The 9752-nt window shown below is 73.2% G+C and carries 11 protein-coding genes and 1 pseudogene; 9 read left to right on the plus strand and 3 right to left on the minus strand.

Annotated features, from left to right (window positions below; translation table 11 throughout):
- The first annotated feature begins 7 nt into the window (after window positions 1-7).
- The 4 genes and pseudogenes from ABD330_RS29310 to ABD330_RS29325 all read left to right on the plus strand — a co-directional run.
- The gene (locus ABD330_RS29310; RefSeq protein WP_344469188.1) at window positions 8-856 is read left to right on the plus strand and encodes a helix-turn-helix domain-containing protein; all 849 of its coding nucleotides are present in this window, start codon (window positions 8-10) and stop codon (window positions 854-856) included.
- 559 nt (window positions 857-1415) lie between these two features.
- Complete coding sequence (locus ABD330_RS29315) at window positions 1416-1589, plus strand: hypothetical protein (RefSeq protein ID WP_344469189.1); 174 nt, start codon at window positions 1416-1418, stop codon at window positions 1587-1589.
- Window positions 1590-2036: 447 nt separating this feature from the next.
- A complete protein-coding gene (locus ABD330_RS29320; RefSeq protein ID WP_344469191.1) occupies window positions 2037-2603 on the plus strand; it encodes a hypothetical protein in 567 nt (188 codons plus the stop codon).
- A 115-nt stretch (window positions 2604-2718) separates the two neighbouring features.
- Window positions 2719-2841 (plus strand): annotated as a pseudogene (locus ABD330_RS29325) (dsRBD fold-containing protein); the annotation flags it as partial.
- A gap of 16 nt (window positions 2842-2857) precedes the next feature.
- Here ABD330_RS29325 and ABD330_RS29330 read toward each other — a convergent pair.
- Window positions 2858-4063, minus strand: coding sequence for an NAD(P)/FAD-dependent oxidoreductase (locus tag ABD330_RS29330; protein ID WP_344469193.1), 1206 nt, complete (start codon window positions 4061-4063; stop codon window positions 2858-2860).
- A gap of 200 nt (window positions 4064-4263) precedes the next feature.
- Here ABD330_RS29330 and ABD330_RS29335 point away from each other — a divergent pair, with 200 nt between their 5' ends.
- Window positions 4264-4971: a VOC family protein gene (locus ABD330_RS29335; protein ID WP_425555677.1), complete on the plus strand. Its 708-nt coding sequence runs from the start codon at window positions 4264-4266 to the stop codon at window positions 4969-4971.
- A 74-nt stretch (window positions 4972-5045) separates the two neighbouring features.
- Here the strand turns inward: ABD330_RS29335 and ABD330_RS29340 are convergent, their stop codons facing one another.
- Together ABD330_RS29340 and ABD330_RS29345 are read right to left on the minus strand one after the other, a co-directional pair.
- Window positions 5046-5828, minus strand: coding sequence for a DUF2470 domain-containing protein (locus ABD330_RS29340; protein WP_344469197.1), 783 nt, complete (start codon window positions 5826-5828; stop codon window positions 5046-5048).
- Between the two features lie 71 nt (window positions 5829-5899).
- A complete protein-coding gene (locus tag ABD330_RS29345) occupies window positions 5900-6547 on the minus strand; it encodes a TetR/AcrR family transcriptional regulator (protein ID WP_344469199.1) in 648 nt (215 codons plus the stop codon).
- Between the two features lie 155 nt (window positions 6548-6702).
- Here ABD330_RS29345 and ABD330_RS29350 point away from each other — a divergent pair, with 155 nt between their 5' ends.
- The 4 genes from ABD330_RS29350 to ABD330_RS29365 all read left to right on the plus strand — a co-directional run bounded on the left by ABD330_RS29350 (window position 6703) and on the right by ABD330_RS29365 (window position 9716).
- Entirely contained in the window at window positions 6703-7458 is a 756-nt protein-coding gene (locus ABD330_RS29350) for an SDR family oxidoreductase (RefSeq protein WP_344469201.1), read from the plus strand.
- Window positions 7459-7514: 56 nt separating this feature from the next.
- On the plus strand, window positions 7515-8318 hold the full coding sequence (locus ABD330_RS29355; protein WP_344469203.1) for an SDR family oxidoreductase: 804 nt from the start codon (window positions 7515-7517) through the stop codon (window positions 8316-8318).
- A gap of 5 nt (window positions 8319-8323) precedes the next feature.
- The gene (locus ABD330_RS29360; protein ID WP_344469205.1) at window positions 8324-9310 is read left to right on the plus strand and encodes an NADPH:quinone oxidoreductase family protein; all 987 of its coding nucleotides are present in this window, start codon (window positions 8324-8326) and stop codon (window positions 9308-9310) included.
- A 277-nt stretch (window positions 9311-9587) separates the two neighbouring features.
- Window positions 9588-9716, plus strand: a complete 129-nt coding sequence (locus ABD330_RS29365; RefSeq protein WP_344469207.1) for a hypothetical protein — start codon at window positions 9588-9590, stop codon at window positions 9714-9716.
- The last annotated feature ends 36 nt before the right edge of the window (window positions 9717-9752 follow it).

A 9752-nucleotide genomic window follows, 5' to 3' on the forward strand; every position in this document is an offset into this window, starting at 1 on the left:
TGAGCACATGGCCGATTCGGCATCTTCGAGTGTCCAGCGTGCCCGCCAAGGTCTCGCGGATCAGCTCCGGGAGATACAGCGGGACGCTGGGCTCAACGGGCGCGACCTGGCCGCGTCTTGTGGTTGGTACCCGTCCAAGGTGAGTCGCCTGCTGAACGCCCACACTCCGCCGTCCGAGGACGATATCCGGGTCTGGTGCCGAGCGTGTGGAGTGCCCGAGCGGGCGGTTGACCTGATTGCCACGCTTCGCACCTTGGCGGGCATGTTCGTTGACTGGCGGCGGATGGAGCGGGCCGGGCTGAAGCAGGCGCAGGAGGCCCGACGTCCGCTGTACGAACGCACACACCGCTTCCGGTCGTACTCGTCGTGGCTGATCCCCGGGCTGATCCAGACTCTCGGCTACACAGAGGCTGCGCTGCGCGCGATTCAGCAGCGCCGGGGGCTGGTGGATGATGTGTCAGCCGCTCTGGCTGTCCGGATGGAACGTCAGCGGGTGCTCTACGAGGGCGACCGGCGGTTCGCCTTCCTGGTGGAGGAGTCTGTTCTCCGCTCCGGCATCGGAGGGGCGACCGTGATGCGAGACCAGCTCCACCATCTGACCACCGTGGGGTCACTTCCTAATGTCAGCCTTGGAGTTGTTCCGATGAGGCCGGACCGGCAGAGGTGGCCGGCCGAAGGCTTCTGGATCTTCGACAGCGTGCAGGTGAACGTGGAACTGATCTCGGGCTACCTGACAATCACTCAACCCAGTGAGGTCTCGATGTACGCCCAGACCTTCGCCGAACTGGCGGAACTCGCGGTTCACGGTTCCGCTGCGCGGGAGCTGATCGCCTCTGCCGCTGGGCTGTTGGGGTGAGCGGTTCCATTTTCTGTGGAATCCCGTAGAACTTCGTAGCGGCCCGTTGCGGCCACTCCGTACCTTCCTGCTGACGGGATCGCAGGCGGGATTGCACGGGAGGTAGCGCGGGTGAGCACTCGAACAGAACAGATCAGCGGGCAGGCGGCTCCGCCGGAGTGTGCCGAGTGCTCCCGACTGGACGACCTGACGGCGCGGTACGGCGTGCGGGGGTGGGGACACAACCCCTCGGGCTTGGGTGACGTGCGGGTGATGCGCAAGCGGCACGCCGATTCGGGCATGTGCTCGCCAAGGGTGTCCCGTGCTGCCTGAGACGACCACGGAGGGGCAGGCTCCCGAGTTGCTGTCCGTGCTGGAGTTCAACCCACCGGGCTGCACGACGAGTTCATGTCTGGAGTGCCAGATGTTCGACGCGTGGGCATCGCAGTACGCCCGCGAGGGCAACGGCGAACGAGTCGCCTGGGTCGGCCGACAGCGTAACCGTCACCGCGACCCGGCGTTCGGGAGTGCACCGACCCCACGCGCGCGAACACCTTCGCGGACCCCGAGGACGGCGAGCATGCCCGATGACGCCCGCGCATCCCTTCTCTCGGTGTCACCGACCGAGGCGGAGCCGGACGACCAGGTCGAGCCCGAGGGGCCCGCGCTCGAACCGGTCCGGGACTCCGCGACATTGGCCCGCTTGCGGGCGGCCGTGGCCGAGATCAACAACCGTCCCCCGGGGGTCCGCTGAGGCCCCGGTCAGATCTCCCGCGCCCCCTCCCTGTGGAAAGGGTCAGGCGCGGGTGGGCCCTCCCCGGCTGCTGCTTGCAGGCCGTCAGGCCGCGGAGGGCTTCCGCGACACCGAACGACCCGGACGCCGACCGGTGCCCGGCTCGCCACAGTGTGAGGAGACACCAGTATGACAACCCCTGCCCCGAAGGACCGGCCCCCCGGCCCCACCCCGCCGCTGAGCGGCCGGACGACCCGCACCACCACCCACGGTGAGTAGGAGGACACCACCATGAGCACGGTCATCCTGAAGCACAAGGGCGCGGAGAAGCCCCCGCCGAAGCACGCGGGTTCCCCGGCGAAGGAGAGCCCCAACCCGCCGAGCACGCCGCAGAAGTAGCGGTTCCTGGCAGACTGACAGGCCCCTCGCGCACGTTGGCGAGGGGCCTGTCCCCACTTGGGAGCATTGATGGACGACCGACTTGTGATCTCGTACAGCTCGCGGCACTTCTCCGGCGAGGACTGGACTTCGAGGGCCGACCGCTGGACGGCGTCCTTCTACGAGAACGGGCCCACCGAGGTCTTCGGCTCCGCCGTGATCACCCGGGTCGTACCCGGGGCTGTGCCGAACCCCCTTGAGGCCCTGGCGGAGGACCCGGGCGTTCTCGACCGCATCCCGCGTGTGATCTTCGCGGAGGACGGCGGGCTCGCCCCGGTGGTGGCCGAGCTGCGCCCGACGCTGCTCCTGCTGCTGGAGTCGGTCGAGGTATCGGCCGAGTGGCGGGGGAAGGGCGTGGGGATGCGGCTCGCTGTCGAGGCCCTGCGTCGGCTGGCAGTGCCCGGGGCGCTGGCGGTCTGCTATCCAGCCCCCGTGCATCCGGAACACGGGCCCGGCGAGGTCTGTCCGTACGACTCGGACGACCCGGAGGCGAGGCGGCCGGACGAGGAGGCCGTGGCCAAGCTCCGGCACGGGTGGGAGACGCACGGCTTCTCGCTGCTGGCAGACGGGGTGTACGCCCGCCGGATGGAGCCGTAGACGCGAGCAAGCAGGACAGCGCTCCCGGCGAGAACGAGGAGGACGCCGATGGCGGTGAAGAGGTCGCGTCGGCTGATCCAGTTGATACCTATGCCGGCCGGCGTGCCCCATGCGGGACGCCCCGCAACTGCGGGTCGGCGAGGAGGTGGCCGGCGCGCGGGCGCTCAACGACCTCGCGATGCAACTGCTCACCAAGGCCCACGACGAACTCCGGGGCGTACCCCCGACCCCGCTCTAGCCGCGCCGCGGAGCGCTCAGAACTGGTCGAGCGGCACGTCCGGGTCCGCGAGTGCGGCCGGGTCCACCGGGCGGCCGCCGCGTACCAGGTCGCGGATCGGGTCGGTGACGTCCCAGACGTTGACGTTCATCCCGGCCAGCACCCGCCCGCCGGCCAGCCAGAAGGCGATGAAGGTGCGGGCCCCGACGTCGCCCCGGAAGACCACCCGGTCGTAGGCGCCCGGCTCGACGTAGCCGGTGTACTCCATTCCCAGGTCGAACTGGTCCGTGAAGAAGTACGGCACGCGGTCGTGCACGGCGTCCTGGCCGAGCATCGACCGTGCCGCGGTGCGTGGCTGGTGCAGTGCGTTGGCCCAGTGCTCGACCCGGATCGGCCTGCCGAACAGCGGGTGGAAGGCGTTGGCGACGTCGCCCGCCGCGAACACGTCTGGGTCCGAGGTGCGCAGGTGTTCGTCGGTTCGGATGCCGTTGTCGACGGCCAGCCCGGCCGCCTCGGCGAGTGCGGTGTCGGGTGCGACGCCGACGCCGACGAGCACCGTGTCCGCCTCGACCAGGGTGCCGTCGCCCAGCCGGACGCCCTGTTCGGTCAGCTCGGTGATCTGCACCCCCAGCCGCAGGTCGACGCCGTGCGCACGGTGCAGCGCCGCGAAGACCTCGGCCACCTCCCGGCCGAGGACCCGCAGCAGCGGCAGCTCCGCCGCCTCCAGCACCGTCACCGAGGCCCCGGCCTCCCGCGCCGCGGCCGCCGCCTCCAGCCCGATCCAGCCGGCCCCGACCACCGCGATCCGGGCGCCCGGCCGGAAGGCGGCCCGGAGCCGGTCGCTGTCCTGGACGGTGCGCAGGTACAGCACCTCCGCCCGCTCGCCCCCCGGCACGCGCAGCCTGCGTGGTGTGGCACCGGTGGTGAGCAGCAGCTTGGAGTAGCCGACCGTGACCCCGTCGGCGAGCGTCACCCGGTGCGCGGTGGGATCGAAGGCGGTCACCGTGCTGTCGAGCCGCAGGTACACCTCGTGCTCGGCGTACCACTCGGCCGGATGGACGTAGATCTTCTCCCGGGCGGTCCGGCCCATCAGGTAGCCCTTGGAGAGCGGCGGCCGTTCGTACGGCCGCTCCGCCTCGGCGCCGATCAGGACCAGCGGGCCGTCGTACCCCTCCTCCCGCAGCGTCTCGGCGGCCTTCGCGCCTGCCAGGCCGGCTCCGACGATCACGTACGCGGCGTCCATGGCCGGCTCCTCGTCTCTCGACCCCCGTACCCGCCCCACCCTCTCCATCACAGCGGGTGCCCGGCCCGCGCGCGAGGCGGACCGCGCCCCGGCCGGGCGCTGCGCCTACGCTGAGGCCAGGACCGGAAGGAGGGGCTCTGTTGAGCGAGCAGACCGTCAGGGTGCGCTGTGTCCCGGCCGCCCCGTGCTGGGTCAGTCTGATGGCCCGTGATCCGGAGGTCGCGCGGGCCTTCTACGGCCCGCTGCTGGGCTGGGAGTTCGAGCGCGGTCCGGACGGCTGGGGCCCGTCCCTGCGTGCGGTGGTGGACGGGGTCGAGGTCGCCGGGATCGGTTCGGTCGCGGGGGACTGGCAGCCGCCGGTGGCCTGGACGACGTACTTCGGGACGGAGGCCGCCGATCTCACGGCGGACCGGGTGCGTGAGCGCGGCGGCACCCTCGCGGTCGGCCCGCTCGCCTTCGACGCAGGGAGGCTCGCGCTCGCCTCGGACCCGGCGGGCGCGGCGTTCGGCGTCTGGGAGGGGGACCTCGGTTGCGCCACCTGGGTGAAGTCGCCCGGGGCGCCGGTCTGGATCGAGCTGCGGACCGCCGACCCGTTCGCGTCGGCGCTGTTCTACGGCGAGGTGTTCGGCTGGGACGGCCGGGACCCGAGCCGGTTCGAGGTGCGGTACGAGCACGAACGCGTGGTGCTGCGGGCCGACGGCCACAGCGTGGCCGCCCTGCGGCGGGCCGCCGACACGGCGCCGCACTGGGAGGTCTTCTTCTCGGTCGCCGACCCGGACCGGGCGGTCGGGCAGGCGGCCGAGCTGGGCGGGGCGGTGGTGGAGCCGCCCGCGGACTCCCCGTACGGGCGGGTGGCCCGGCTGCGGGACGCCGAGGGCGGGCTGTTCTCGGTGATCGGCGCGAAGTAGCCTCCGGCTCGCCCGGGCGGGGCCGGCCGCCCCCGGTTGGGTACGGTCGCGCGCCGGCGGCCGCCGGGCGGAGCTCAGCGCCCGGGGGTGCTGCCGAGCGGGCCCGTGTGCGCGAAGAGGCGGTGCAGCGCGTCGGGGAGTTGGCCGGGCGTGGTGACCGGGCGGTGGAAGTCGAAGCGGGCGTCCAGCATCCGTCCGGCGCCGATCAGCCTGACCCGCAGGCCGAGGCGGTCCAGGGCCACCGGCCGGACCAGCAGCGGGCCGGGTGCGTACCGGGCCCGGGCGGCGAGGCGGTGGAGGTGGTCCGAGTGAGCGGCGTCGAGGTGCTGGAGCAGGGCGGCCTCGTCGGCGGCGATCGGGTCCGGCGCGGCCGCGGCGACGGCGGCCGGGCCGACACAGCACTCGGAGCCCCAGAGGTCCTCGACGGCGAGGTGCTCGGGCTCGAAGCGCAGCAGCGCGTGGCCGTCCGCCGGGCGGCCGGGGAAGAGGCCTTCGATCACGCCGGGCCCGGGGGCGGGCAGCGGGCTGAGCCGGCCGTGGGCGGTGGCCCGGCCGCGGATCCGGTGCGGGACGGCGACCGGTGCCACGTCCACGGCCTCCAGCTCGGCCGCCACCCGGTCGGCGCGGGCGACCAGGGCGATCCGGTGCAGTGGCGAGGAACTCTCCACCAGGACGGCGAACGCGCCGTCCGGCAGCACCGCGCAGCGGACCAGCGGAGGGATGCCGGGCCGCTCGACCAGGTCGATCCCGGGGATGTCGAGCACGACGGACGAGGCGAACCCGAAGAGCGTCCGGGCGCGTTCGGCGGCGCTGGGCGCGGACCGGACGGCGGTCGGCGTGGGCGGGACGTGGCGCATCTGTCCTCCTTGAAAGTGAGGTTAGCCTAACCTAACTTTCAAGGAGGATGGAAGGTTCCTCCGAGGTCCGGTCAGCCGGTGGCGCCCAGCATCCGCAGCACCAGGACCCCGTAGCGGCGGCCGAGCTCCTCCGGGCTCTCGCTGCTGCGCTCGCTGTACCAGCGGGACACGTCGATGCCCAGCGAGGTGACGGCGCGGGCGGCGGTACGGACGTCGGGGACGTCGAAGGAGCCGTCCGCGACGCCGTCGTCGATCAGCCGGCGGACGGTCTCCTCGATCCGGCGGCGCAGCTCGGCGACGACGGCGAAGTCCTCCTCCGGCAGTGCGAGCAGCTCGTGGTTGACGATCCGCCCCACGGTGTGGCCGCGGGCGTGCCAGCAGGTGAAGTCCTCGACCAGCCGGCGCATCCGGTCGGCCGGTGCCCCGGCGGTGCCCGCGGCGTTCTCGACCAGGTCCAGGGTGGCCTGGTGGCCGGTGCGGCTGATCTCGGAGAGCAGCGCGGCCTTGGAGGGGTAGTGGATGTAGAGCGCGGCCGGGCTCATCCCGGCGGCGGTGGCGATGTCCCGGGTGGTGGTGGCGTGGTAGCCGCGCCGGGCGAAGGAGTCCACGGCCGCGAGCAGCAGGCGGCGGGCGGCCTCGGGGCGCTCCCCGGCGTGCACGCCGGGGAGCGCCCCGGCGTGTTCCATCGGCCAGAGGTCGGCGGCGGCTTGGTCGGTCATGGGGTCATCCTCGCAGACGGGGGTCGCCCGGTCCGGGGCCGGACGGCCCTGACGGTTGACAGTGTGGCCCGCCGCCAACATGCTAAGCAAGCGCTTAGTCAGCACTGTTCCGGTCGGCACGGTCCGCCCGGCACTGTCGTCGGAGAGGATGGGCGATGACGCCTTCGTTCAAGGACCGGGTGGCCGTGGTCACCGGAGCGAGCCGGGGCATCGGCCTCGGCATCGCGCGCGAGCTCGTCGAGCGCGGCGCCAGGGTCTGCGTCACCGCACGCGGCGCCGAGCCGCTGGCCGAGGCCGTCCGCGAGCTCGGCGGCCCGGACCACGCGATCGCCGTCGCGGGCAAGGCCGACGACGCCGCGCACCAGGAGGAGGCGGTGGCCCGCACCATGGAGGCGTTCGGCCGCCTGGACTTCCTGGTCAACAACACCGGCATCAACCCGGTCTACGGCCCGGTCCTGGAGACCGAGCCGGAGGCCGCCGCCAAGATCTTCGCCGTCAACGTGCTGGCCCCGCTGGCCTGGACCCGCCGCGCGCACGCCGCCTGGATGGGCGAGCACGGCGGCTCCGTGGTCAACGTCGCCTCCATCGCGGGCATCCGGTCCTCCGCCGGGATCGGCATGTACGGCGTGAGCAAGGCCGCCCTGATGCGGCTGACCATGGAGCTCGCCGCCGACCTCGGCCCGGACATCCGGGTGAACGCCGTCGCCCCCGCCGTCGTGAAGACCAAGTTCGCCGAGGCGCTCTACGAGGGCCGCGAGGAGAAGGTGATCCGCGCCTACCCGATGAAGCGGCTCGGCCTGCCGGACGACGTCGCCGGAGCCGTCGCCTTCCTGCTCTCCGACGACGCCTCCTGGATCACCGGGCAGACCCTGGTCGTCGACGGCGGCGTGACGCTGGGCGGTGGCCTGTGAGCGGCCGCGCCGGTCAGGACGCCGTAGGGCAGGACTCCGTAGGGCAGGACCCCGCTGTGCAGGAGCCCGCCGGTCGGGACCTCGTCGGCCCGGGTGTCGCCGGGCAGGGCGTCGTGGTCACCGGCGCCGGACACGGCATCGGCGCCGCCCTCGCCGAGGCGTTCGCCGCCGAGGGCGCCCGGGTGGTGGTCAACGACCTCGACGCCGACTCCGCCCGCCGGGTGGCCGACCGGATCGGCGGCTTCGCCGTCCCCGGCGACGCCGCGAGCGCCGAGGGCGTCGCCGCACTGATCGCCGCCGCCCGCGCCGAGCTCGGCGCCATCGACGTCTACTGCGCCAACGCGGGAGTGGCCGTCGGCGGTGGCGCCGACGCGAGCCCGAAGGCCTGGGCCACCGCCTGGGACGTCAACGTCATGTCGCACGTCCGGGCGGCCGAGCAGCTGCTGCCCGACTGGCTGGAGCGCGGCGAGGGCCGGTTCGTCGCCACCGTCTCCGCCGCCGGGCTGCTCACCATGCTCGACGCCGCCCCCTACGCCGTCACCAAGCACGGCGCGCTCGCCTTCGCCGAGTGGCTGTCCGCCACCTACCGGCACCGCGGCCTGCGGGTGCACGCGCTCTGCCCGCAGGGCGTCCGGACCAGGATGCTCGACGCCACCGGCCGCGCGGGCGAGGTGCTGCTGACCCCCACCGCGATCGAACCGGCCGAGGTGGCGGCCACCGCGCTGCGCGCCATCGCGGCCGAGGAGTTCCTGATCCTGACCCACCCCGAGACGGCCGGGTTCTACGCGGCCCGGGCCACCGCGCCCGACCAGTGGCTGGACGGCATGAACCGGCTCCAGCAGACCATCGAGAAGGGCTGAACGGGATGCGCGCATGGCAGGTCGGTGCCCTCGGTGAGCCGGGCGAGGTGATGCGGCTGCACCAGGACGTGCCGCAACCCGTGCCCGCCGAAGGGCAGTTGCTGGTGAAGGTGCTGGCCGCCTCGGTCAACTTCCCCGACGCCCTGATGTGCCGGGGCCAGTACCAGATCCGCCCGCCGCTGCCGTTCACGCCGGGCGTGGAGCTGTGCGGGGAGGTCGAGGGCACCGGCACGGGGGTCCCCCCGGCCGGAGGCTGGGGGAGGGTGATCGGCACGCCGGTGCTCCCGGTCGGGGCCTTCGCCGAGTACACGCTGATGGACGCGGCGGCCGTCTTCCCCGCGCCCGCCGCGCTGGACGACGCCGAGGCGGCGGCGCTGCACATCGGCTACCAGACCGCCTGGTTCGGCCTGCACCGCCGGGCCGCGCTCCGGGCGGGCGAGACGCTGCTGGTGCATGCGGCGGCCGGCGGGGTCGGCAGCGCGGCCGTCCAACTCGGCAAGGCGGCCGGGGCGACCGTGATCGCCGTGGTCGGCGGCGCCGAGAAGGCCGTGGTGGCACGCGAGTTGGGCGCGGACGTGGTGATCGACCGGCGGTCCGAGGACTTCGTCGCGGCGGTCAAGGCGGCCACCGGCGGGCGCGGTGCGGACGTGGTCTTCGACCCGGTCGGGGGCGAGGCGTACGCGGGTTCCACCAAGTGCGTCGCCTTCGAGGGGCGGATCCTGGTGGTCGGCTTCGCCAGCGGCACCATCCCGGCGCCCGGCCTCAACCACGCGCTGGTGAAGAACTACTCCGTGCTGGGCCTGCACTGGGGCCTGTACGCCACCCGTGACCCGCAGTCCGTCCGCGACGCGCACGCCGAGCTGACCGCCCTGGCAGCCAAGGGCGTGGTCCGCCCGCTGGTCAGCGAGCGGCTGCCGTTCGAGCGCGCGGCCGAGGGCGTCCAGCGGGTCGCCGACGGAGTGTCCACCGGACGGATCGTCGTCCTTCCCTGAGACCGGGCGAGGAGCGGCCGGCCCCCCGTACCGGCCGCCCCTCGCCCTTTGTTCGATGCTGCGTCAGGGCGACCAGGAAGGACAGCTCATGACGGTCCGTCGAGCGGCGGGCGGCGGGCCGGGGGCCGGTGAGCAGATGCATAGGGAACGAGGAGAGCCCCGCGACATGATGATCAAGCACCGGGAACACGGGGCCGCCTGGGGGACACGGGAGCGCACACAGCCCGCTTCCGACTCGTACAGCCAGGCTGATCGTCACCAGAAAGTGGGCACGACCATGAAGAAGACCGCTCGCATCGCCGTCACCGCCGTCGCCGCTCTGACCATGCTCGTCGGCATCGGCGCCGGTGTCTCCAGCGCCGCGACCCCGAAGCCGAACCTCTCGGTCTGCGCCCTCTGCTACTGATGGTGACAGCAGCCTGAGCGGCCGGCCGGCGGGGTG

Origin of the sequence: Kitasatospora kazusensis (genome assembly GCF_039529945.1) — a bacterium.
GTDB lineage: Bacteria > Actinomycetota > Actinomycetes > Streptomycetales > Streptomycetaceae > Kitasatospora > Kitasatospora kazusensis.